The sequence below is a fragment of the Pantoea sp. GM_Pan_4 genome (assembly GCF_026541005.1).
Lineage (GTDB): Bacteria > Pseudomonadota > Gammaproteobacteria > Enterobacterales > Enterobacteriaceae > Pantoea > Pantoea dispersa.
This window is the reverse complement of the sequence record NZ_JALNUZ010000017.1, coordinates 1-21556: the sequence shown is the minus strand read 5'-3', so window position 1 is coordinate 21556 and position 21556 is coordinate 1. Positions and strand designations below refer to the sequence as shown.

The window sequence follows — 21556 nt, the reverse complement described above, 5'->3', positions numbered from 1 at the left end:
TCAGAATCAATGTGACAACCTGGCAGTCAGCATTATCGGGCTGGCTGCCGCTGTGCAGAAATGATGCGCGTCTGGCCTTTTCGCCACAATCGATTAAAATTGCTCCATCATTGAGAAAAACTGAACGGTTAACTGATGCGTGATTTGCCACCCCTGAATGCCTTGCTGGCGTTTGAATATGTCGCCCGTAGCGGCAGTGTGCGGGCAGCGGCTGATGGCCTGTCGGTGACGCCAGGCGCGGTGAGTCGTCAGATTCGTCTGCTGGAAGAGTACTTTGGCACGGCGCTGTTTCAGCGTCAGGGGCGCGGGCTGGTACTGACGCTGCCCGGCAATGCCTATTTTCTGCAAATCAGCCAGCACCTCGACGGTATTCGCCAGGCGAGCGCCACGCTGCAGCGCAATGCCGGCCGCACGGTCATCCGGCTGCACTCCTTCACCACGTTCGCCACCCGCTGGCTGATTCCGCGGCTGGCACAGTTTCAGCTGGCGCATCCGGCGATTGACGTGCGCCTGACGACCGCGTCGGAATGGGACGATACGGTGGATTGCGACGCGGCGATTCGGCTTGGTGACGGTACATGGCTGCAGCAGCACGCCACGCCGCTGGTGAAAAACGTGCTGGTGCCGGTGTGCCGTCCGACGGCTGACCGGCGCGCCAGCATGCATCTGGCCGGGCTGGCGCAGCATACCCTGCTGCTGGTGCGCGGACGTCCTGATGACTGGCAGCGCTGGTGCGAAGCATTTGGCGTGGAAATGGACGCGCTGCCGCACCGGCGGCAGATGGAAAGTTCGGCGCTGGCCTATCAGGCCGCCATTGAAGGGCAGGGGATTGCGCTGGCGCAGCGCGTGCTGGTGGAAGCGGAGCTGAAGGCGGGCACGCTGATCGCCATGGAGGATTACCAGCTGGACTGTGGCCGGCACACCTATTACCTGGTGCGCCCGCAGGAGAGTGTTAAGGCTGCTACGCTACAGCAGCTGGAGCAGTGGCTGGTCACGCAGGATGACGGCGATCAGGCGTTATGAGCGGCGAAATGGTCCATCTGCCACGGAGGCGCGCTCAATCAGCCGTCCGCTGAACGGCGGCAGGGGCGCAATCGCTTCGCCCTCGAGCATCGCCACCAGCTGTGCCAGCGTGTGCTGAATCATCTCCGCCACCGGCACGTGAACCGTCGTGAGAGGCGGCAGGAAAAATTCGGCCATGCGAATATCATCAAAGCCCATCAGCGATACATCCTGCGGCAGCCGTTTGCCCGCCGCATTCAGCGCCAGCGCGGCACCAATCGCCATATCGTCATTGCTGGCCATCAGCGCACTGAAGGGTACGCCGGCACTCAGTAGCTGGCGTGCCGCCGCCTGACCACTCTCCGGTGTCCACGCGCCCGGCAGTACGCGCGCCGCTTCATACGGCAACTGATGATCGGCCAGCGCCTGCTGATAGCCAGCCAGACGCGCGTCGGCGGTGGGCGATCCCGCCAGTCCGGTGATAAACGCGATGTCATGGTGACCGCGCGTAATCAGGTAGTTCACCGCATCACGGGTATTTTGCTGGTGCGAAGCCCAGACGCAGTTCGCCGCGTGCTGCGTCAGACGGCGATTAACCACCATGATCGGGATATCGTGCTGGTCGATGATCGCTTCCAGCGCGGCGGTGTCGAGAAAACGCGGGTAGATAATGATGGCGTCGCAGCGCAGATCGAGCAGAAACTCGATTGCCGCGCGCTCATCGTCAGCGCTGGTTTTGCCATCGGCGAGGATCAGCTGGCGGCCATAGTTATTGGTCAGCGTGGCCGTCTGGTACAGCAGCTCGCTGAAATAGGGGCCGTTAAACAGCGAATGGGTGACGATCAGGCCGATATTCTGCGATTTTTGCGTCGCCAGACTGCGCGCCAGCAGATTCGGGCGGTAGCCGGTTTCCTCTATCGCCTGAAACACTTTTTGCTGCGTGGATTTGCTGACATAGCGGTTGCCCGCCAGCACGCGCGACACGGTGGCTTTAGAAACGCCCGCTTTGCGGGCCACATCCAGCATAGTAATCATCAGCGCTTCGACCATCATTCCTGCAGGCTAAAAAGCGATAGTACCTGAAAATGCAGGGAAATTAATGGCATCGTTAGCAAACAGTGAGGGGGATCAGGCGTAGAACCAGGCGGGCAGGATGGCGATCAGGTTATTCAGCGTATGCAGAAAAATCGGCAGCGCCAGGCTGTTGCTGCGCAGACGCGCGTAGCACAGCAGAAGCGAGAACAGCGTCAGCGCAACGATGGTTTCCCAGTGCACGTACTGCGTGTGTAACGCGGCGAACAGCAGCGAAGTGAGCAACATGCAGGCAAAACGGCTTTTGGGCGCCCACAGCAAAAACGCCTGCAGCAGAAAGCCGCGGAACAGCACCTCTTCAAACACCGGCGCCAGCAGCACGGCGGTGAGCAGCAGAATCAGCATTGAGCTGCGTCCCTGCTGGCTCTGTTCAATCAGCCAGCCTTCCGGCTGCAGGAACTGCGTCTGCGCCACCATCAGTACAAACAGCGCGCCGATAAACAGCAGTGCCTGGCCGGGACGCAGAAAGCCCAGGGGAATGTCGCTGCGGCGCTGGCAGTAGAAACGGTACAGGGGATAGATCACGGCAAATTCAAACAGGCACAGCACTGGCACCAGCAAGCCGTTATTGCGCAGCGTCCCGTAATTGGGAAACAGCGTAATCAGCATGGTCACGAGGTAATAAACCACAAAGCTACCCACGTAAAACAGGGTCAACGTAACTTTGTCGGATTGGGTGTCCATAGGCGACTCAGCGGGCAGAGGAAGACGCATAGTAGCAACGGCGATCGGTGCTGTCGAGGTGCGTTTGCGGAGATTTTCGCCGGTTCAGATACGCCACAATCGCGGCGCTGACCGACCGCCTCATCGCAGGCGATGCGCGGCATGATGGCTTGCGCTTTCATCGCTGAGCAGCAGGCGGAGAGGGAAGCGAATCACTTATCTGGCGCGGAGAATGCCGCTGGCACCGTTTGGTGCACAACGGCAGAGAGAAAATTAACGAGGCTTAACGCACCCGGACGGCCACGAAGGTCATCACGATGGCGAAGCCGATAAAAATAGCCAGTTCCATCATTATCTCCTCAGAAAAGTCTTAGATAATTGTAGCGTCTGCCCGGGTGATTTTTAGACACAGCGTGCGATTAATCCGAAAATGTGAGCAGAAAATCGCGCCTTTTGTCACGCAATGCGACCAGTCTGCTGGAAAAATTTTCGCATCGGCGGCACGCTTTGTTACTCTCAGGAACCCGCTTATTCATTATCCAGGAGGAGAAATTGTGAACCATTATGGAAAAGCGCTGCTGCTGACGGCGATGCTCGCCTTAACGGCCTGTCAGTCAGCCAGTAAAACTGACAGCAGTCAGGCCGTCAGCCACGATCCGGAAACCGACCAGTGCGGTGCCTCGCAGTATCAGAACTACCTCGGTCAGCCGCTGAGCGCGCTTGATACCCAGCGCTTTGCCGTACCGGTGCGCGCGATTCCGTGGAACGGTGCCGCCACCATGGACTTCAATCTGCGCCGCCTGAATTTCCTCGGCGATCAGAACGGGAAAATTTCCCGGGTTTACTGCGGGTAACACCAAACGGACACGGCATTGTCATCGGGCTGTCACGGCGGCGGGCGAGGATAGCTGCGCATTACGGAGATTTCCTCGTCACTCTCGAATATGCAATGCTCGTCTTGTTTCTTCCCGCTACGGCGGGAATTTTTTTCGCTATAACCTGCCTGCTGCGCCATATTGTCCCCGCCATAGCGCGCGATGAATCGCGGTTCTGCGGCGTCAGGCGTACAGGCAGCAATAACAGACTGACCTTACAGGAGTGACGATGAAATACCTGACCCGAACGCTGTGTTTGACGCTGCTGCTCAGCCCGCTGGCGCAGGCCTCAAGCGAGGCGGCATGGCAGCAGCACGATAAAAACCTGCAGCAGGCGTGTGTGCAGGCCAGCGGTCTGAAAGCGGTGAAAGTGGTGGGCAAGCCGATCATGTACGACGACAGCGTTGGCTACGATGCGCTGTTGCTCGAAGGCCGCTATCCGCAAAAGCACATGAAAAATCAGCTGGGGCGGGAACTGTGCCTGTATCAGCGTCAGAGCGGTAAAGCAGTGGTCAGCGAAGCCGACCAGCTGCGGGTGGTGAAATAATCTCCGGGGCCGCTATTTTTGCGGCCCTGCTTCTAACAGCTGCGCCAGCAGGTTGCGGTAACTCTGCAGGCGCTGTTCATCGCCTTCCACTTCCAGCCGGGTAATCACGCGGGCAATTACCGCTTTATTGGTGGCGGGCTGGCCATCATCCATCAGCTCGCGCATGATGGCGGCCAGCAAATCGCTCTCGTGCGGCGCGTGCCAGGCGGGGCTGTTGAAATAGTCGGTAATCGCCCGACTGGCGCTGTCATGGTGCGTTCTCATAGCCGACCTCCGCAGAGACAACGAAGCCTGCCACCCACGACGGGCAGCATCTGAAAACCTGAATTAAGCATGCGGACTGTCCAGGACGGGCAGCGCCTCGCCAGTGATGACTGGTGATTTTTTAAACATAGATGCGGTGTGGAATATTGTCAGTAACGAATCGTCATATTTTTTCACGTTTGCCGTCTCTCGCGATGCGCTTATCGGGCCTTATGCCAGGTAACCGCACATAAAGACACTACAAAAGTGAGGCATTGCCCTATTTGCTGTGAGCAGAATCACGCCCGGCAGCGAAAAACTGCGTTTTCATCCTCATGCCATGTTTTGCCGTCCGGCAATGTTACGAGGTTGTTAGACTGAACCCTCGTTTCATTTTTTCTGACATCTGCGCTCATGCTACGCTCCATCGAATCCTGGAAGATCAATCTGATATCCGTCTGGTTTGGCTGCTTTTTTACCGGCCTGGCCATTAGTCAGATCATTCCTTTCCTGCCGCTTTACGTGGAAGAGCTGGGTATCCGTGGCGGCAACGCGCTCAGTATCTGGTCAGGCCTGACCTTCAGTGTCACCTTTATTGTTTCTGCCGCCGTGGCGCCGCTATGGGGCAGCCTTGCCGATCGCAAAGGGCGCAAACTGATGCTGCTGCGCGCTTCGTTTGGCATGGGCGCGGTGATTCTGCTGCAGGCGTTTGTCACTCAGGCGTGGCAGCTGTTGCTGCTGCGCGCGCTGATGGGACTGACGTCCGGTTATATTCCCAACGCCATGGCGCTGGTGGCCGCGCAGGTGCCGCGTGAGCGCAGCGGCTGGGCGCTGAGCTGCGTGTCGACCGGACAAATTGGCGGCGTGATCCTCGGGCCGATGATTGGCGGTCTGCTGGCCGACTGGCTGGGCCTGCGCATGGTGTTTATCGTTACCGCGGTACTGCTGATGGTCAGCTTTCTGGTGACGCTGTTTCTGATTAAGGAGACCGGCTACACGCCGGTGAGCAAGCAGGACAAACTGAGCGGACGCGAAGTAATGCGCAGCCTCGATAATCCACGTCTGATGTTCTGCCTGTTCGTCACCACCATGGTGATTCAGATGTGTAACGGTTCGGTGAATCCTATCCTGACGCTGTTCGTGCGTGAGCTGGCGCCGGATGCGCAGAATATCGCGTTTCTCAGTGGTGTGATTGCCGCGCTGCCCGGCGTGTCGGCACTCATCGCCGCACCGCGTCTCGGCAAACTCGGCGATCGCATCGGTACCCAGCGTATTTTGCTGGCGACCATGATCGCCTCGCTGCTGCTGCTGATTGCCATGTCGTTTGTCACCAGCGCCACGCAGCTGGGCGTCCTGCGCTTTCTGCTCGGCTTTGCCGATGGCGCGATGATGCCGGCGGTGCAAACCCTGCTGGTGCGTCATTCACGCGATAACGTCACCGGCCGTATTTTTGGTTATAACCAGTCTTTCATGTACCTCGGTAACGTCGCCGGACCGCTGCTGGGCGCAGCGGTCTCTGCCGCCACCGGTTACCGCTGGGTATTCTTCGCTACCGCAGTCGTCGTCCTGCTCAACGTGCTGTTGCTGCAGCGCTTCTATCGCCGGCCAAAAACCGAGCTGAAACCCCTTAGCCCGGCGACCGCCACTAAGCCGGCTGACGCAGCGTCAGCGCATAGTGCCAGCGCTGCTGAGAAAGCAAAAACTCCGGGCTGACGCTCGGGCTCCACGAATCGTCGCCGCCAACGCCCATATGGAAGCCGTCGAGATGCAGCCAGCAGCCGGGTTCGTCCTGCAGCAAATGGCGGTGCGAGGTGGCGCGCAGCTGCTCAAGGCTGTGGCGGCTAAGCGAGAAGGCAAAGTCGCCGCTGATCTGCCAGCTGCCGCTATCCAGCTGGCGCGTGCCGCAGCGCAAGCCATTCTCACCCGGAAAGACGTAGCCGGTGCTGAGCGCCGCCAGCGGCAGCTGCCAGCGTGAAAACTGCGCCGCCAGCTGGCGATCCGGATAGTTTTCATGAGGCCCCAGTCCCAGCCAGCTCACCTGGTGCGGGACCTGAGCCAGCTGGCAGCGCAGGCCGATGCGCGCGGGCGGCGGCAGACCAGCGGCCTGTTGTACATCGACGCTGATAGTCAGTTCGCCATCGCCGCTAATGCCATAACGCTTATGGCTGGTAAACAGATGCTGACCCTCACCCAGTACGCGATGCCAGGTTTCAATCTGCACGCCGTGCTGCAGGCTGTCGACCTGCATCGCCAGCAACTCTGTTTGCAGCCGATCATAGCCCGCGCGTTTCCAGCGCTCGACCCAGGCGTTAGGGTCGATATTGGCAGCTTCGCTGGTGCCGATATCATTATCGATCGGTGCGCGAATAAAGCACTCCTCCAGCGGTGTCAGCATGGTTTCACGATCGTTCACCCACCACTGCAGCAGCGCGCCGCTGCGGCGACAGAAGTGCCAGCGTTGCGTGGGCAGCACCACCGCCACCAGATTGTGATTGGTTTCCAGCTGGGGCGTGCAGGCGCTGAGCGGCGGCAACGTAACCGGCAGTGCGGCCGGCAGCGCCCACTGATCCCAGGCCACGCGATGATCCGCCTCAGACCAGGGCGTGGCGGCGATCTGATGCACCGCGAGGTTGAGCCACGCTTCACCCTGCAGCGCTTCAGGCGCGGGCACGGTAAAGGTGTGGCTGCCTTCGGCATCGAGATCCAGCACCCATTCACCGCGCGCGAGGGTTACACCGTCCTGCTCAATCCACCAGCGCAGCCGTTCGTTGTCGCTGCGGCGGAATAAATATTCGCTGGTGACGGTCACGCGATACGCATCGCCGGGATCGCGCGTAAACCGGAAAAACTGCTGGGCGCGCTGTGCTTCAAACAGCGCCGGATGCGGCGTGCGATCGGCAAACACCAGCCCGTTCATGCAGAACTGGCGATCGTTGGGCGTGTCACCGAAATCGCCGCCGTACGCCTGCCACGGCTGGCCGTGTTCGTCATAGCGCGTCAGGCTTTGATCGACCCAGTCCCAGACGAAGCCACCCTGCAGCCGCGGAAACTGGCGAAATGCCTGCCAGTATTTGGCAAAGCCACCAAAGCTGTTTCCCATCGCATGGGCGTATTCACACAGGATCAGCGGACGCGCTTCATCCGGCAGGCTGATCCATTTTTTCAGTGACCACTTCGGCACCGCCGGGAAGGGCTGGTCCTGATCGACGCGCGCATACATCGGGCACAGAATATCGGTGGCCGCCGTGTTGGCACCGCCGCCCTCATACTGTACCGGGCGCGTGCTATCGCTGCTTTTCACCCAGCGGTACAGCGCATCGTGCGTGCTGCCGTGGCCGGACTCATTGCCCAGCGACCAGATGATGATGCAGGCATGATTACGATCGCGCTGCACCATGCGCGTTACGCGTTCGCTATAGGCGGCAAACCAGCGCGGGTCGTCGGAGAGGCGGTTCATCGGCTGCATGCCGTGCGTTTCGATATTGGCTTCGTCAACCACGTACAGGCCGTACTCATCGCACAGCCGATACCACAGCGGATGATTAGGATAGTGAGCGCAGCGCACCGCGTTAAAGTTGTGGCGCTTCATCAGTTCAATGTCCTGACGCATGCTGGCTTCATCCACCACCTGACCGCGCTCGGGATGGTGCTCATGACGATTAACGCCGCGTATCAGCAGCGGCTTGCCGTTGAGGCACAGCTGGCCGTGCTCAATGCTAACGCGACGAAAACCCACATCATAAGCTTCGGCTTCGATCACCTCGCCGGCATCATCAAGCAGCGTGACTACCGCGCGGTAGAGATGAGGCATTTCGGCGCTCCACAACAGCGGTTGTAGCACCGGCAACACCAGCAGGGTGCGTTCCGGATAGTGGCCACGTTCATCAATGATGGCGCTGCCCGGCGGCTGTTCGTGCTGCGCAATACAGTCGCCGTTGCGCCATAGCGTGACGCGCACCCGACACTGACTGAGCGGGCGCGCGCCGGCATGGATTTTGACACTCACCCGTAAATCGCCGCGCAGATATTCCGGGCTGAGCGCGGTTTCGATCTGCACATCGCTCAGGCGGGTGTCCGGTTTGTGCAGCAGCGTCACGTCGCGGAAAATGCCGCTCATGCGCCACATGTCCTGATCTTCCAGATAGCTGCCGTCGCTCCAGCGCAGCACCATGACCGCCAGACGGTTGTTTCCCGGCTGCAGCGCGTGACTGAGATCAAACTCGGCGGGTAAGCGGCTATCCTGTGAATAGCCCATCCACTGTCCGTTGCACCACAAATAAAAGGCCGAGCTGACACCATCAAAGATGATGCGCGTCTGTCCCTGGCTTAACCAGCCGTCATCAACTTTAAATGTGAGCGAGTAACATCCGGTGGGGTTCTCGCGTGGCACTAAAGGGGGATTGACCGGAATGGGATACTGCACGTTGGTATAAATGGGCGCGTCGTAGCCGTGCAACTGCCAGTTGGCAGGCACCGGCAGTGTTGCGGCGTCCGGTAAGTCCTGTAGCAGCCAGCTGTGCGGCACTGCTTCCGGCGCGATAAAATAGCTGAAGGCCCACTGGCCATTCAGCCGCTGCTGCGCAGGTGAGGGATGGTCATCGCGCGCGCTGACTTCATCGCGCCAGCTGGCAAACGGTGGATGCGCGTCCAGGCGATGCAGGCTGGTGATAACCGGGTTTTCCCAGTCACGGCGCGCCAGCACTTCACTCAGAGAAACAGCCGCTAAGGTCATAGTGAGATCTCATTAATTGTATTGCGCTCACATTGCGTGAAATAGCGTTAGCTGTAAAGACGCAGCGCGCAATTTTGTTACTGCGCGCACAACGAGCAGTATTGACGTTTGCGGCACAGCGTTCGCTGTAACTTAAGCTGGTGTATTGAGCGGTCTGTGAGGCTTTTTTAGCGGTTTCTTGCCACTAAAACGTTAAGCGTGGTGAGCAGGCATGAATAGCGCCGGGTTGCGGAGCATTCTGTATTGTCGTGTTAACCGCCGCTTCATACACTCAGCGCAATTTCAGCAACCTGAGGTCAATATGATCCGTATCGTTAAGCTCGCTGCCGTTGTGGCGCTGGTGTCCGCGTTAAGCGGTTGTCTTTTTCCGCCGCCGGGCGGCGGAGGAGGAGGAGGTTGGGGTGGTCCTGGCGGTGGCGGTCCCGGCCATGGGTATCAGGGACCGCGTTAATTTAGCACCAGTGCATAATTAATGCAGCGATGCGAAACGTTTTATCTGCGGCGTATTTTGTCAGTGAAACGTTTCGCCGTTATATATTGAATTTCAGCCACTTTTTTTACGCTTCGGCTAACCATTATTTTTCCTCTGGCCGGCAAAAATTCTTGTTGTTTTAATCCTGCCAATGCTAATTTTTGTTTTCCCATTCTGACTGAGTCCATCGCATGAAAAACCTGATTGCGGAACTCCTGCTCAAGCTGGCAGAAAAAGAAGAAGAGTCTAAAGAATTAGTGGTCCAGGTTGAGGCGCTGGAAATCGTGCTCACCGCCATGCTGCGCAGACTGGATGCCGCCCAGGTTAGCGACATCGCGGCGGGTATTGATCGCGCGATGCCGCCCGCCGCTTCCGTGCAGGAAAATCCGGACGCGCTGATGCTGCGCAATTACGTCGAAAAGTTACTCAACCACCCGCGCGAATAATCCCGCCGTACGCGCATAGATTTTTTTCCGCTTTGCTTATTCCGTGCCATGCTTAACAGGCAATAATCACACGGAGAAACCGGCAATGAAATCGTGTCTTGTGGCAATAATGGCAGCAGGCCTGCTGCTGGCTGGCGGTGCGGGCGCGGCGGAGAAAACCGCGCAGCAGGAAAAAATGACGCTGTGTAATCAGCATGCAGGCGCGCAAAATCTGAAAGGCGATGCGCGTAAAAGCTTTATGAGCGAATGCCTGAAGAAAGACAGCAAAATGGGCAATATGACGCCGCAGCAGATGAAAATGAAAAGCTGTAATAGCGAAGCAGGAGAGAAAAAACTCAGCGGCGATGCGCGTAAAACCTTTATGAGCAACTGTCTGAAGAAGAGTGCTTAAACCTCTGGCGGCCTGCGGGCCGCTTTTTTGTGTCCGCACTCGCAGGGTTAACGCGCGAGGTATTTTTTCTGTCATAAACGGCACGCGTTGCCAAAACTTTACAAAATCCTTACATAAAATTCCATTTCTCCCCATCCAGTCTCTCTGACGCTTAACCGTGGCCAGAGCGGCTTTACGTGCAACATAAGGAACCTGTTGTATGGTCGCTGCGATCATTATTGGTGTATTTATTATTAGTGTGCTTTACGCTCACTCACGCGGCGTGGAAAAGCAAAAGTTTTCCCGTCAGTTATTTGATCACTCCACTTTTATGGCGCCGATCAATATGTTTATGACCGGGCTGTCGCGACTGCCGGCTAAACAGCCCTATTTTCCGGTTGAGGATTTTCCTGAGCTGCGTCAGCTGACCGATAACTGGCAGGTGATTCGCGATGAAGCCATTCGCCTGCAGGATCACATTAAAGCGGCGCAGACGCATAACGATGCCGGATTTAATACCTTCTTCAAGCGTGGCTGGAAGCGTTTCTATTTAAAATGGTATAGCGATGCACATCCGTCAGCGCGCGAACTCTGTCCGGTAACCACCGAACTGGTGAGCAACATTCCCGGCGTTAAAGCGGCCATGTTTGCTGAACTGCCGCCGGGCAGCCATCTGGGCAAACACCGCGATCCTTATGCCGGTTCGGTGCGCTATCACCTCGGGCTGCAAACGCCGAACGACGATCGCTGCTTTATTGAAGTGGATCGTCAGCGCCACAGCTGGCGCGACGGTCAGGCGGTGATCTTCGACGAAACTTACGTGCACTGGGCGCAGAATGAAAGCGAGCAGACGCGTATCATCCTGTTTTGCGATATCGAGCGGCCAATGAAATGGCGCTGGGCGCAGGCGGTCAATCACTGGGTGGGCTCGACGTTAATGTCAGCAGCGGCATCGCCCAACGACGAAAACGATCGTACCGGCTTCCTCAACCGCATCTTCAAATACGTTTATGCGCTGCGCGATGCCGGTCAGAACCTGAAGAAACGCAATCGCCGGTTGTATTACTGGGTCAAACATGGACTGATTGTGGCGATTTTCGCGCTGATCATCGTGCCCAGCGTCTTCTTCTGATCCTTTCGTGCCGCTTAAAACGGCGGTTTAACAGTCAGTTAACCGCCGTTTCGCTTTGTTTCTCCTGCTAAATCCTCACGCTTTGCCACACTTACTCTTTGTAAGGAATTGTCGTATCAGACGAATAACCCCGAAGGAGGCGAACCGTGAGCTATCAATCTGTCGTGGAACTCAAGGCGCTGGCGCAGCGTAAACCCACTAAAGTGACCGTCGGCGAAACGGATATGGTGCTGATTCGCGACGGCGACCGCGTGCAGGCGCTGCAGGCAAAATGTCCGCACGCGGGCGCGCCGCTGGAGCAGGGCGCAGTGTGCGGCGACAAACTGGTGTGTCCGTGGCATAAGGCGGTATTTGAGCTGCGCGATGGCAAAATGTGCGAGCCGCTGGCGCTGGCCAATCTCAAACGCTATCCGGTGCGCATTGAACAGGGGCAGGTGCTGATCAATCCGCAGGCGATGTCGCCGGCCAGTGCGCCGGTAGCTCAGGGTGAAGCGCCGGTGTGCGTGATTCTCGGCTCTGGCGCGGCGGGCAGTGCTGCGATCTGGACGCTGCGCGATGAAGGCTTTAGCGGCCGTATTGTGCGTATCGAGCGTGAAAGCGACGCACCTTACGATCGCACCACGCTGAGTAAATTTGTCCCTTCCGGCAAGATGGCCATCGATGAGGTACCAAAGCTGCTGAAACAGGATGTGCTGGGCCCGGTGGTGTGGCTGCAGGGGGAGGTGGTGCAGCTGAAGGCGCAGGAGCAGACGCTGGTGCTGAAAGACGGGCAGCAGGTGAAGTTTGACCAGTTGCTGATCGCGACCGGCGGCGTGCCGCAGCCGCTTGATATCCCGGGCAAGGATCTGGATGGCGTGCACCTGCTGCGTTCACTGCGCCAGGCCGACACGCTGATTTCGCAGGTGGATGAGGCGCAGCAGCTGGTGATTATCGGCAACAGTTTCATCGGTATGGAAGTGGCCGGTGCGCTGCGTAACCGCGACATAGATGTCACGGTGGTGGCGCGTCATCCGCTGCCGTTTGCCAGCCAGTTCGGCGAAGAGATTGGCCGTCATTTTTATGAGCTGCACCGCAGCAACGGCGTGAAATTTGTCGAGGGTGAACCGGAAGCGCTGACCGGCGAAGGCGCAGTGAGTGGCGTGCGGCTCAAAGATGGCAAAACCGTGCCAGCCAGCCAGGTGCTGTTTGCCACCGGCATTGTGCCAGCCACCCATTTTATTCACGACCTGCCCTTACAGAAGGATGGCAGCCTGCTGGCCGACAGTCAGTTGCGGGTCAGTGAAAACATCTGGGTCGCGGGGGATATTGCCAGCTATCTCACGCCGCGTGGCGTGCAGCGCATTGAGCACTATCGCGTGGCGCATCAGCAGGGGCGCATTGCCGCGCTGAATATGCTGGGCAAACGCATCATGTACGATCGCGTGCCGTTCTTCTGGACTGCGCATTACGGCACCCGCTATGAGTATCTGGGGCATGCAGAGGAGTGGGACGATTATCGCCTGCTGGGATCGCTGCAGGACAAACGCTTTATCGCTTTTTACTGCCAGCAGGGCATGATTGCGGCAGTGTGTTCAGCCGGCATGTACACGCTCACCGCCGCGCTGGTGCATGAGATGCAGCAGCCAATGACGCTGGAACAAGGCCTGGCGCTGTTTGAAGCGTATCAGGGTTAAGGTTCAAGTCCGCACCCAACAGTTCCCTCTCCCGCTGCGGAAGAGACAAACGAGCACCTAACCGTTCCTTCTCCCGCCTGCGGGAGAGGCAAACGAGCACCCAACAGTTCCCTCTCCCGCCTGCGGGAGAGGGTTAGGGTGAGGGGAAACCCGCACCATCACTGCTTACTCAGCGCCTCGGACTTCGCCATGCACTGCTGCATCGCACCCATCACCGCAGCGCGGAAGCCTTTCTCTTCCAGCACCTTCACCGCTTCAATGGTGGTGCCGCCCGGTGAGCACACCATATCTTTCAGTTCGCCAGGGTGTTTGCCGGTCTCCAGCACCATCTGGGCGGAACCTTTTACCGCCTGCGCCGCAAACTGATAAGCCTGCGCCCGCGGCATGCCGCCCAGCACGGCGGCATCAGCCATCGCTTCGATAAACATAAACACGTAAGCCGGTGCCGAGCCGCTGACACCCACCACGGCATGAATCAGATACTCGTTCACCACCGCCGCTTTGCCGAAGCTCTCAAAAATGGTCACCACCTCGTCCACTTCCTGCGGTTCTACCAGCACGTTCGGCGTAATAGAGGTCATGCCTTCGTTGACCAGCGACGGCGTATTCGGCATTACGCGGATGATTTTACGATCGTGACCGAGTACCGCCGCCAGCGAATCCAGCGTCACACCTGCGGCAATCGACACCACCAGCGCATCTTTCTTCAGCTGGCCGGCCAGATCCTTGAGCACTTTGAGAATCACGTTGGGTTTCACCGCGCCAAACAGAATGTCCACTTCACGTGCCAGACTCTCGACGCTTTCTGCCGCCGTCACGCCATACTGCTGCGCCATCGCCTGGTTGGTGTCGGGTTTTCGATCGTGCACCCAGATATTGGCCGGGGCGATCTGCCCGCTGTTCACCAGGCCGCTGATGATGGCTTTCGCCATATTGCCGCAGCCGACAAACCCGATTTTCTTCTCCAGCATCGCTTTATCCTTTACGTGGTTCGGTTTTCTCAGTGGGTTAGCTTACGTCAGCGGCAGTGAATAACAAGTCGCGCACAAATAACATTTGCCATTCGCGGTCAGCGCGGCAAGATCGCAGGCATTGCCCGTTTAATAAGGATTAAACATGTCGATTTGGGTGGATGCCGATGCGTGTCCCAATGTCATTAAAGAGGTGCTGTATCGCGCCGCTGAGCGCACCAAAGTCACCGTGACCTTCGTTGCTAACCAGCCGCTGCGCGTACCGCCGTCGCCGTTTCTGAAAACGCTGCAGGTAGCTGCCGGCTTTGATGTGGCCGATAACGAGATTGTGAAACGCGTGCAGCCGGGCGAGCTGGTAATTACCGGCGATATTCCGCTGGCAGCAGAAGTACTGGAGAAAGGGGCGGCAGCGCTAAATCCGCGCGGGGAGCGTTACAGCAGCGATACCATTCGCCAGCGTCTGACCATGCGCGATTTTATGGAAACGATGCGCGCCAGCGGCATTCAGAGCGGCGGCCCGTCGGCATTAAGCCCACGTGACCGCCAGCAGTTTGCCAACGAACTGGATAAATGGTTACGTCAGCGTTAATCAGACGAAGCTGTCGTCATCGTCAAAATCACCGCCGCTGCCGAAATCGTTGAAATCATTGTTATCGGCAAAGCTGTTGTTGTCCCAGCCTGAATTGTCATTCAGGAAGGCATTGTTGCTGTCATTGCCGTTGAAGGTGTCCAGATTATCATCCACCTGCGGCAGCGCCGGTTCGTTGATGATATTGACGATCTCTTCCGGCTGCGAATGGTGGAACAGGCTGGTAAGCATGTCCGCCATCACCACACCGCCGGCTACGCCGACAGCCGTTTGCAGTGCGCCACCCAGGAAGCCGGTACCGCGCGCCGGTGCAGCATACGGCTGCTGAGGCGGTGCGGCATATTGTGGCTGTTGCGGTGCGCTGTTCCATGCCGGCTGTTGCGGCTGCGCCGGGCGTGAACCGCCGCCAAACAGGCTCGACAGGAAGCCGCCGCTGCTTTGCTGCGGGGCCTGCTGCTGCGCCTGCGCCAGACGGCTCTCCAGCTCCGATACCTGCGCGTTGAGCTTTTTCATCGCCGCTTCCTGAATCAGGATCGCCTGCGCCATGTAGTAGGGCGCACCGGGCTGGCTCTGTAAATGCTGATTGATTAACTGTTCGGCACCGGCATCACGCGGGCCGCTCTGGCTTTCTGCCTGTTTCAGACGGCTGAACAGGCTTTCAATAAGTTGTTGTTCCTGGCTCTGCATGGTGAACCTCCGGTTAGGCATAGCGTGTTGTTCTTCAGGCGACCAACAGGACGTCCGTTGCCTGAACTATAAAGCGTATATGCGGGCTGCGTGACAGAAAGTAAATCAGCGGCCTGGTAAGCAAATGTTGCCCCGCGCTTACAAATCGCCTGATGCACGAAATGCGCATCGTTTTCCCGTTAAAAATCAAACTAATGGCATTAGCTATCGCTGAAATACGCGTAATTCGTGCTTCGCGGCTGGCTGATAAAATAAAATCCAGGTATCATGCGACGCATTATTGACCTGATGACGTTGCCCGCGCGGCAGACTACGGCGGAGGATGAGCCCGGATGTCATTACCCATCTATCTGATCGGCGCACGCGGTTGCGGTAAAACCACCATTGGCCAGGCGCTGTCGCAAGCGCTGGGCTATGCCTTTCGTGACACCGACCACCACCTGCAGCTCACCACACAGCGCAGCGTGGCAGAGATTGTGGCGACGGAGGGCTGGGACAGCTTTCGCGCGCGTGAAAGTGAATCGCTGCGGGCGGTTACCGCGCCTGCCAGCGTAATCGCCACCGGCGGCGGCATGGTGCTGGCTGATGTCAATCGCCACTTCATGCGCGAGCATGGCCAGGTCATCTGGCTCAACGCGCCCTCTGGCGTGCTGGCCGATCGGCTGGAGCGTCAGCCAGAAGCGGCACAGCGTCCGACCCTGACCGGCCGGCCCATTGCGGAAGAGATGGAAGATATCCTGCGTGAACGCGCGCAGCTCTATCGTCAGGCCGCGCACCATGAAGTCAACGCGATGCAGGCACCGGAGCAGGTGGTGGAACATATTCTGCAATCGCTGTCTCTCGCCCGCGCCAGCTAACTGCCTAAGAATTCTCCCTCTTTTTTACAGCGATCCTCGATTGTCTATACTCAATAGCAGGCAGAGGATCACCGCTGTCTGTGTGGAAACCTGACATAAGAGGGAAAACGATGCCAACCAGACCACCCTATCCGCGAGAAGCGCGCATTGTTGCCGTTGAAAAAGGGCAGGCGGGCAATACCGTCACCTGGTATGAATTACGGGCTGACCATCCACGTCCGGATACCTTAATTAGCGAACATAAATCGGAAGCGGAAGCGCAGGATGCCAAAGACCGCTATGAAGATGTGGAAAAAGAATAATCCCGGCGGGCAGGGATGCCCGCTTTAGCGTAATTACGTCCGGTCGCTAAATAGATTTTTTATTTTCCCTGATGCGCTAATTACGGCGATAAAAGCTGCCGTCTTTTCTGTTTAATCGCTCTCCTGCCTGATAACGTCTTTTTATTTTGCCTTTAGCCCTTATTTTCTGCTGCCTTAAATAGCCTGCGTTTTGTCCGGTGCAAAATTTGCGCTTGACCGATAAACCGTCGCGTTTTACTTTCGGGTTATCGATACAGGAACTCAGTTCCATATAGTGAAACCAGCGCCATGACCACACTCGAAAATGCCGCCGCCGTGCTTAAGCTGTTTCAGCGCTTTGGCGTGGCGCAGGGCCATCCCGGCCTGACCTTTACCGAGGTGGTGGAGGCGCTGGGGCTGCCGAAAAGTACCGTGTCGCGCCTGCTGGCGACCATGGAAAGTGAAGGCTTACTGGAGCGCGATCCCGACAGCCGCTGTTTTCAGATTGGCCGCGTGCTGTTGTCCGTTGCCGGGCACTATCTTTCGACACCGCTGATTGACAGCGCATCGGCGCCGATGGCGCGCCTGGCGGCCAACAGCGGCTGCATGGGCTATATCTCGGTGCTGGACGGTGACGATGTGCTGGTGATGCGCATGTACCACGGTCGCTTCTTTACCCAGCTGGTGACGCCGCCTGGTACACGGGTGTCGGTTACCGGCACGTCGACCGGCCGCGTGCTGTTAGCGCAGCTGAGCGATGACGAGGTGCGCGCGCGCTTCAGCGATAACTGGCAAACCGCGTCGATCAATTCACCGCTGAATATCGATGCACTGTGCAAAGAGCTGGCGCTGATTCGTCAGCAGGGCTGGGCACTGGCACGCAATGAAACGCTGCCTGGCATTAGCTCGCTTGCCGTAGCGGTAACCAATAAACACCGCGGTGAAAGTGCCGCATTGTGTCTCTCATTTCTTTCGCAGGAAGCGGCCCCGGGTTATCCGGAAGCGCTGCTCAGCGAATTGCGCGCAACGGCTGCACTGATGGCCGAAAAATACGGCGCAGCGTCCTGAATAAAACAGGACAACCCTAATTTGATTTCAAGGCGTAATACTTCGCGCCACACCGGGGAAATAGCAGGTCTTCGGACCTGCTTATTTCAATAGTCAGGGAACGATGAATAAAACATTGAGGTTCCGCGTGTCGGGCACAATGTCATTGCGCGTTTTCTACAGGGTGAAAATACGGGGATAATATGCGTCTGGATAATCCAATAAAAAATATTGGCGTGGGACTGATGCTGGTTCTGCTGTCAGTTGCAGGGGCCATCATTGGGGTACAGCTGATCACAACTATTGGGGTAACGCCCAATACTTCTATTATCGGCGCGCTATTTGCCATGCTGCTGGCGCGCATTCCACTGCAGTGGTTTCGCCGCTACCGTTCGGTTGAAGTGCAAAACCTTGCACAGACCGCCATCTCTTCCGCTACCTTCGGCGCTGCCAACAGCCTGCTGATGCCGATTGCCGTGCCGTGGGCGCTGGGTGAGCCGCAGCTGGTGCTGCCGCTGTTTGTCGGCGTCAGCGCGGCCATGCTGCTGGATGCGTGGCTGCTGTATCGTCTGTTTGATACGCGCGTGTTCCCGGCCAGCAATGCATGGCCACCAGGCGTGGCAGCGGCAGAAGCGATCAAAGCCGGTGATAAGGGCGGTCGCCAGGCGTGGCTGCTGGTGGCTGGAATCGTGGGTGGCGTCGCGGGCTCGATGCTGAAAATCCCGATGTCCGCCTTTGGTACGGCATTCATTGGCAATATCTGGGCACTGACCATGCTCGGCATTGGCTTCCTGCTGCGTGCCTATGCGCAACCGGTCGCTGGTATCGATATTAACGCGCTGTACATTCCGCACGGCGTAATGGTTGGAGCCGGTCTGGTGGCGCTGATTCAGGTGGTGCAGGTGATTCGCAGTCGCCGTCACGACAACCTCAACGTCAGCCGCAGTGACAACGAAGTCAAACGCGCGCTCGGCCTGGGGACTGTCGGCTATATCGTGATCTCGGCACTGCTGGCGCTGGGCGGCGGGCTGTGGAGCGAAATGGGCCTGCCGATGCTGCTGCTGTTTATTATCTATGCGGCCTTTGCCGCCTTCGTGCATGAGCTGATTGTCGGCATCGCCGCCATGCACTCGGGCTGGTTCCCGGCCTTCGCGGTGGCGTTGATCACCCTGATCCTCGGCATCCTGCTCGGCTTCCCGCCGCTGGCGCTGTGCCTGCTGTGCGGCTTTACCGCGGCCACCGGTCCGGCCTTCGCCGATATGGGCTATGACCTGAAGGCCGGCTTTATTCTGCGCGGTAACGGGGACGATGTGCAGCAGGAGCTGTGGGGCCGCCGCATCCAGCTGATCGCCGCGATGATCGCTTTCGTCATCGCAATTCCGGTGGTGTGGTATGCGCATAACCTGTTCTTTGTCGACAACCTGCTGCCGCCGGTGGCGCGCGTTTACGCCAAAACTATTCAGGCCGGCGCGGAGCCGGGCATTGCCGGTAGCCTGCTGATGTGGGCGATTCCGGGGGCGATTATTCAGCTGATCGGCGGGCCTAAGCGCCAGCTCGGCGTGCTGTTAGCCACCGGTCTGTTAATCAACAACGCCGCCGCAGGCTGGGCGGTGCTGGTCGGGATTGCGTTACGTGTCCTGATCCTGCGCGTGTGGGGCGAGCGTGGACGTTCACCGATGGAGGTGATGGCCGCTGGATTCATTGCGGGCGACGCGCTGTACAGCTTCTTCCACTCACTTTTTGCCAGTAGCAGTAAGAAATAATCCAGGGATTTAGCGATGAGTTTACAGCAGACACTACAGGTTTTTGAGTTACTCGACAGCGCCTACGTGGATGGCCAGCAGGTGGTCGATCTGTTCGCCGCCTATCCTGGCGTGCAAGCCAGCTTTAAGCGCGTCAGCGGGCCAAAAGGGCGCACCGATTTTGTGCGCATCGACATTCCGGGCGCCCAGGGCAAAAGCCGGGGCGGCAGCGCGCCGACGCTGGGGATCATTGGCCGTCTCGGCGGCATCGGTGCGCGCCCGACGCGCATCGGCATGGTGTCCGACGCCGACGGTGCGGTTGCTGCGGTGAGCAGCGCGCTGAAGCTGGCACAGATGCAGACCAAAGGCGACGTGCTGGCCGGCGATGTGATCGTAACCACGCATATTTGTCCGGATGCGCCGACCCGGCCGCACGAGCCGGTGGACTTCATGGATTCGCCGTGCGACGACATCACCATGAATGACAACGAAGTGGTTGCGGGCGTCGACGCGATTCTCTCTATCGATACCACTAAAGGAAACCGCATCCTCAACCATAAGGGCTATGCGCTGTCACCCACGGTGAAAGAGGGCTACATCCTGCGCGTGTCGGAAGATCTGCTGCGCATCATGGAGATGACCAGCGGTCAGCCTGCGGTGACGTTCCCGATCACCACGCAGGACATCACCCCTTACGGCAACGGCGTGTATCACCTCAACAGCATCCTGCAACCGTCCACCGCCACTGATGTGCCAGTGGTGGGCGTCGCGATTTGTGCGCAATCCGTGGTGCCTGGCTGCGGCACCGGCGCCAGCCATGAAGTGGACATCGCGGCGACCGTGCGCTTTGCGGTGGAAGTGGCCAAAGAGTTTGGCCGTGAGACCTGCCAGTTTTATGACCCGCAGGAGTACGCGCTGCTGCTATCTTTGTATGGTAGCCTCAGCCACCTGCGCAGCCGGAAAGCCTGATGATGAAACCGTCGCTTGTAACCTTAACCATTGGCCAGTCACCGCGTAGCGATATTTTGCCGCTGCTGCAGGAGCATTTGCCCGCCGACGCCGTCGCGCATGCCGGTCTGCTGGATGGCCTGACGCTGGCTGAAGTGGAGCAGTTATACGCTCCCGCGCCGGGCGATAAAGTGCTGGTTTCGCGCATGAGCAGCGGCGAACAGGTACGGCTGGCGGCGGCCACCGTCGAACAGGGACTGCAGCGTAAAATTACCGCGCTGGAGCAGCAGGGTTACGACACCATTCTGCTGCTGTGTACCGGTGAGTTCGGCACGCTAAAAACCACGTCGGCGCTGCTGCTGGAGCCGGATCGCATCATTCCGCCGCTGGTCAGCGCCATCGTACAGGCGCACAAAATCGGCATCGTGGTGCCGGTTGAGGAGCAGATCGCTGAGCAGGCCAGCAAATGGCGTAACCTGCAAAGCACGCCCTGTTTTGCCGTCGCCAGTCCATACCTGGCGCAGCAGAGCGAACTGATGGAAGCCGGATTGACCCTGCAGGAGCAGGGCGCTGATGTGGTGGTGCTCGACTGTATCGGTTATCACCAGAAACACCGCGATTTCCTGCAGAACATGCTGGGCATTCCGGTGCTGCTGTCGAATGTGCTGGTGGCGAAACTGGCGGCTGAACTGATCGTCTGATCGAGGCCGATCACAACTTGCGACGGGCGGCACTAATTCGCGTGACAGATCAGCGAGTTCCCTTGTAATCTGCCGGTAACCCTAATGTGCTGTGAGGAAGTAACATGCTCAACGTAAGTGAGTATTTCGACGGAAAAGTGAAATCCATTGGTTTCGACAGCGTGACCATTGGCCGGGCCAGCGTTGGCGTGATGGCGGAAGGCGAATACACCTTTGGTACCGGCCAGCCGGAAGAGATGACGGTAGTGAGCGGCGCGCTGAAAGTGCTGCTGCCGGGCGAAGCCGAGTGGAAATGGTACGAAGCCGGATCGGTATTTAACGTGCCGGGCCACAGCGAATTCCACCTGCAGGTGGCAGAGCCAACGTCTTACCTGTGCCGCTATCTTTAAGCGTTAAAGCAGCATCCATTATCAACCGGTAAAGCCTGTGCGGCGTTACCGGTTTTTTTATGCGCCAGCATGGGGTGTGGCCTGAGGTCAGCATAAA

General features: G+C 58.3%; 24 protein-coding genes. 16 read left to right on the top strand and 8 right to left on the bottom strand.

Annotated elements, in window-relative coordinates; translation table 11 throughout:
- The first annotated feature begins 135 nt into the window (after nt 1-135).
- Nucleotides 136-1023, top strand: coding sequence for a LysR substrate-binding domain-containing protein (locus OXR61_RS21925; protein ID WP_021507243.1), 888 nt, complete (start codon nt 136-138; stop codon nt 1021-1023).
- Here the strand turns inward: OXR61_RS21925 and OXR61_RS21920 are convergent.
- Together OXR61_RS21920 and OXR61_RS21915 are read right to left on the bottom strand one after the other, a co-directional pair.
- Nucleotides 1018-2037 (bottom strand): LacI family DNA-binding transcriptional regulator, encoded by a 1020-nt coding sequence (locus OXR61_RS21920; protein WP_031279664.1) that lies wholly within the window; start codon nt 2035-2037, stop codon nt 1018-1020. The two genes, OXR61_RS21925 and OXR61_RS21920, sit on opposite strands and share 6 nt — an antisense overlap.
- Before the next feature lie 93 nt (nt 2038-2130).
- On the bottom strand, nt 2131-2778 hold the full coding sequence (locus OXR61_RS21915) for a type II CAAX endopeptidase family protein (protein WP_021507241.1): 648 nt from the start codon (nt 2776-2778) through the stop codon (nt 2131-2133).
- 533 nt (nt 2779-3311) lie between these two features.
- Here OXR61_RS21915 and OXR61_RS21910 point away from each other — a divergent pair.
- Entirely contained in the window at nt 3312-3611 is a 300-nt protein-coding gene (locus tag OXR61_RS21910) for an I78 family peptidase inhibitor (protein WP_021507240.1), read from the top strand.
- Between the two features lie 250 nt (nt 3612-3861).
- On the top strand, nt 3862-4179 hold the full coding sequence (locus OXR61_RS21905) for a hypothetical protein (RefSeq protein WP_021507239.1): 318 nt from the start codon (nt 3862-3864) through the stop codon (nt 4177-4179).
- Nucleotides 4180-4191: 12 nt separating this feature from the next.
- Here OXR61_RS21905 and OXR61_RS21900 read toward each other — a convergent pair whose 3' ends face one another.
- Nucleotides 4192-4443: a biofilm development regulator YmgB/AriR family protein gene (locus OXR61_RS21900; protein WP_021313231.1), complete on the bottom strand. Its 252-nt coding sequence runs from the start codon at nt 4441-4443 to the stop codon at nt 4192-4194.
- A gap of 393 nt (nt 4444-4836) precedes the next feature.
- Here OXR61_RS21900 and OXR61_RS21895 point away from each other — a divergent pair, with 393 nt between their 5' ends.
- The gene (locus tag OXR61_RS21895) at nt 4837-6135 is read left to right on the top strand and encodes a multidrug efflux MFS transporter (RefSeq protein ID WP_152391315.1); all 1299 of its coding nucleotides are present in this window, start codon (nt 4837-4839) and stop codon (nt 6133-6135) included.
- Here OXR61_RS21895 and OXR61_RS21890 read toward each other — a convergent pair.
- Nucleotides 6068-9154, bottom strand: a complete 3087-nt coding sequence (locus OXR61_RS21890; RefSeq protein ID WP_021507237.1) for a beta-galactosidase — start codon at nt 9152-9154, stop codon at nt 6068-6070. The genes OXR61_RS21895 and OXR61_RS21890 overlap by 68 nt on opposite strands.
- 492 nt (nt 9155-9646) lie before the next feature.
- On the bottom strand, nt 9647-9799 hold the full coding sequence (locus OXR61_RS21885) for a hypothetical protein (RefSeq protein ID WP_155519908.1): 153 nt from the start codon (nt 9797-9799) through the stop codon (nt 9647-9649).
- 18 nt (nt 9800-9817) lie between these two features.
- Here OXR61_RS21885 and iraP point away from each other — a divergent pair, with 18 nt between their 5' ends.
- The 4 genes from iraP to OXR61_RS21865 all read left to right on the top strand — a co-directional run bounded on the left by iraP (nt 9818) and on the right by OXR61_RS21865 (nt 13247).
- Nucleotides 9818-10072, top strand: coding sequence for an anti-adapter protein IraP (iraP, locus tag OXR61_RS21880; protein ID WP_021507236.1), 255 nt, complete (start codon nt 9818-9820; stop codon nt 10070-10072).
- Between the two features lie 85 nt (nt 10073-10157).
- On the top strand, nt 10158-10463 hold the full coding sequence (locus OXR61_RS21875) for a PsiF family protein (protein WP_031279663.1): 306 nt from the start codon (nt 10158-10160) through the stop codon (nt 10461-10463).
- Between the two features lie 199 nt (nt 10464-10662).
- A complete protein-coding gene (lpxO, locus tag OXR61_RS21870) occupies nt 10663-11574 on the top strand; it encodes a lipid A hydroxylase LpxO (protein ID WP_021507234.1) in 912 nt (303 codons plus the stop codon).
- Nucleotides 11575-11720: 146 nt separating this feature from the next.
- Nucleotides 11721-13247 (top strand): FAD-dependent oxidoreductase, encoded by a 1527-nt coding sequence (locus OXR61_RS21865; protein WP_021507233.1) that lies wholly within the window; start codon nt 11721-11723, stop codon nt 13245-13247.
- Nucleotides 13248-13405: 158 nt separating this feature from the next.
- Here OXR61_RS21865 and proC read toward each other — a convergent pair whose 3' ends face one another.
- Nucleotides 13406-14218, bottom strand: a complete 813-nt coding sequence (proC, locus tag OXR61_RS21860) for a pyrroline-5-carboxylate reductase (RefSeq protein ID WP_021507232.1) — start codon at nt 14216-14218, stop codon at nt 13406-13408.
- A gap of 145 nt (nt 14219-14363) precedes the next feature.
- Between proC and OXR61_RS21855 the strand changes: the two genes are divergently transcribed.
- Complete coding sequence (locus tag OXR61_RS21855) at nt 14364-14807, top strand: YaiI/YqxD family protein (RefSeq protein ID WP_010616571.1); 444 nt, start codon at nt 14364-14366, stop codon at nt 14805-14807.
- On the opposite strand, the gene OXR61_RS21850 is transcribed toward OXR61_RS21855, so the two are convergent.
- The gene (locus tag OXR61_RS21850) at nt 14808-15494 is read right to left on the bottom strand and encodes a DUF2076 domain-containing protein (RefSeq protein ID WP_021507231.1); all 687 of its coding nucleotides are present in this window, start codon (nt 15492-15494) and stop codon (nt 14808-14810) included.
- Nucleotides 15495-15826: 332 nt separating this feature from the next.
- Here OXR61_RS21850 and aroL point away from each other — a divergent pair, with 332 nt between their 5' ends.
- Together aroL and OXR61_RS21840 are read left to right on the top strand one after the other, a co-directional pair.
- On the top strand, nt 15827-16351 hold the full coding sequence (aroL, locus tag OXR61_RS21845) for a shikimate kinase AroL (RefSeq protein WP_021507230.1): 525 nt from the start codon (nt 15827-15829) through the stop codon (nt 16349-16351).
- A gap of 110 nt (nt 16352-16461) precedes the next feature.
- Nucleotides 16462-16653 (top strand): YaiA family protein, encoded by a 192-nt coding sequence (locus OXR61_RS21840; RefSeq protein WP_021507229.1) that lies wholly within the window; start codon nt 16462-16464, stop codon nt 16651-16653.
- A 76-nt stretch (nt 16654-16729) separates the two neighbouring features.
- Here OXR61_RS21840 and OXR61_RS21835 read toward each other — a convergent pair whose 3' ends face one another.
- Nucleotides 16730-16924, bottom strand: coding sequence for a hypothetical protein (locus OXR61_RS21835; RefSeq protein WP_132466392.1), 195 nt, complete (start codon nt 16922-16924; stop codon nt 16730-16732).
- 17 nt (nt 16925-16941) lie between these two features.
- Between OXR61_RS21835 and OXR61_RS21830 the strand changes: the two genes are divergently transcribed.
- The 5 genes from OXR61_RS21830 to ppnP all read left to right on the top strand — a co-directional run bounded on the left by OXR61_RS21830 (nt 16942) and on the right by ppnP (nt 21459).
- Nucleotides 16942-17700 (top strand): IclR family transcriptional regulator, encoded by a 759-nt coding sequence (locus OXR61_RS21830; RefSeq protein ID WP_021507228.1) that lies wholly within the window; start codon nt 16942-16944, stop codon nt 17698-17700.
- 182 nt (nt 17701-17882) lie between these two features.
- On the top strand, nt 17883-19442 hold the full coding sequence (locus OXR61_RS21825) for an OPT/YSL family transporter (protein WP_021507227.1): 1560 nt from the start codon (nt 17883-17885) through the stop codon (nt 19440-19442).
- A 15-nt stretch (nt 19443-19457) separates the two neighbouring features.
- Nucleotides 19458-20390 (top strand): DUF1177 domain-containing protein, encoded by a 933-nt coding sequence (locus OXR61_RS21820; protein ID WP_021507226.1) that lies wholly within the window; start codon nt 19458-19460, stop codon nt 20388-20390.
- A gap of 2 nt (nt 20391-20392) precedes the next feature.
- The gene (locus OXR61_RS21815; RefSeq protein WP_031279662.1) at nt 20393-21070 is read left to right on the top strand and encodes an AroM family protein; all 678 of its coding nucleotides are present in this window, start codon (nt 20393-20395) and stop codon (nt 21068-21070) included.
- A 104-nt stretch (nt 21071-21174) separates the two neighbouring features.
- On the top strand, nt 21175-21459 hold the full coding sequence (gene ppnP, locus OXR61_RS21810; protein ID WP_010616577.1) for a pyrimidine/purine nucleoside phosphorylase: 285 nt from the start codon (nt 21175-21177) through the stop codon (nt 21457-21459).
- Nucleotides 21460-21556 lie beyond the last annotated feature (97 nt).

Excerpts from the sequence above, each read along its gene's own strand:
- OXR61_RS21925 (WP_021507243.1), top strand. The coding sequence starts at position 136 with ATGCGTGATTTGCCACCCCTGAATGCCTTGCTGGCGTTTGAATATGTC.
- OXR61_RS21920 (WP_031279664.1), bottom strand. The coding sequence starts at position 2,037 with ATGATTACTATGCTGGATGTGGCCCGCAAAGCGGGCGTTTCTAAAGCC.
- OXR61_RS21915 (WP_021507241.1), bottom strand. The coding sequence starts at position 2,778 with ATGGACACCCAATCCGACAAAGTTACGTTGACCCTGTTTTACGTGGGT.
- OXR61_RS21905 (WP_021507239.1), top strand. The coding sequence starts at position 3,862 with ATGAAATACCTGACCCGAACGCTGTGTTTGACGCTGCTGCTCAGCCCG.
- OXR61_RS21900 (WP_021313231.1), bottom strand. The coding sequence starts at position 4,443 with ATGAGAACGCACCATGACAGCGCCAGTCGGGCGATTACCGACTATTTC.
- OXR61_RS21895 (WP_152391315.1), top strand. The coding sequence starts at position 4,837 with ATGCTACGCTCCATCGAATCCTGGAAGATCAATCTGATATCCGTCTGG.
- OXR61_RS21890 (WP_021507237.1), bottom strand. The coding sequence starts at position 9,154 with ATGACCTTAGCGGCTGTTTCTCTGAGTGAAGTGCTGGCGCGCCGTGAC.
- OXR61_RS21885 (WP_155519908.1), bottom strand. The coding sequence starts at position 9,799 with ATGGGAAAACAAAAATTAGCATTGGCAGGATTAAAACAACAAGAATTT.
- iraP (WP_021507236.1), top strand. The coding sequence starts at position 9,818 with ATGAAAAACCTGATTGCGGAACTCCTGCTCAAGCTGGCAGAAAAAGAA.
- OXR61_RS21875 (WP_031279663.1), top strand. The coding sequence starts at position 10,158 with ATGAAATCGTGTCTTGTGGCAATAATGGCAGCAGGCCTGCTGCTGGCT.
- lpxO (WP_021507234.1), top strand. The coding sequence starts at position 10,663 with ATGGTCGCTGCGATCATTATTGGTGTATTTATTATTAGTGTGCTTTAC.
- proC (WP_021507232.1), bottom strand. The coding sequence starts at position 14,218 with ATGCTGGAGAAGAAAATCGGGTTTGTCGGCTGCGGCAATATGGCGAAA.
- OXR61_RS21855 (WP_010616571.1), top strand. The coding sequence starts at position 14,364 with ATGTCGATTTGGGTGGATGCCGATGCGTGTCCCAATGTCATTAAAGAG.
- OXR61_RS21850 (WP_021507231.1), bottom strand. The coding sequence starts at position 15,494 with ATGCAGAGCCAGGAACAACAACTTATTGAAAGCCTGTTCAGCCGTCTG.
- aroL (WP_021507230.1), top strand. The coding sequence starts at position 15,827 with ATGTCATTACCCATCTATCTGATCGGCGCACGCGGTTGCGGTAAAACC.
- OXR61_RS21840 (WP_021507229.1), top strand. The coding sequence starts at position 16,462 with ATGCCAACCAGACCACCCTATCCGCGAGAAGCGCGCATTGTTGCCGTT.
- OXR61_RS21835 (WP_132466392.1), bottom strand. The coding sequence starts at position 16,924 with ATGGAACTGAGTTCCTGTATCGATAACCCGAAAGTAAAACGCGACGGT.
- OXR61_RS21830 (WP_021507228.1), top strand. The coding sequence starts at position 16,942 with ATGACCACACTCGAAAATGCCGCCGCCGTGCTTAAGCTGTTTCAGCGC.
- OXR61_RS21825 (WP_021507227.1), top strand. The coding sequence starts at position 17,883 with ATGCGTCTGGATAATCCAATAAAAAATATTGGCGTGGGACTGATGCTG.
- OXR61_RS21820 (WP_021507226.1), top strand. The coding sequence starts at position 19,458 with ATGAGTTTACAGCAGACACTACAGGTTTTTGAGTTACTCGACAGCGCC.
- OXR61_RS21815 (WP_031279662.1), top strand. The coding sequence starts at position 20,393 with ATGAAACCGTCGCTTGTAACCTTAACCATTGGCCAGTCACCGCGTAGC.
- ppnP (WP_010616577.1), top strand. The coding sequence starts at position 21,175 with ATGCTCAACGTAAGTGAGTATTTCGACGGAAAAGTGAAATCCATTGGT.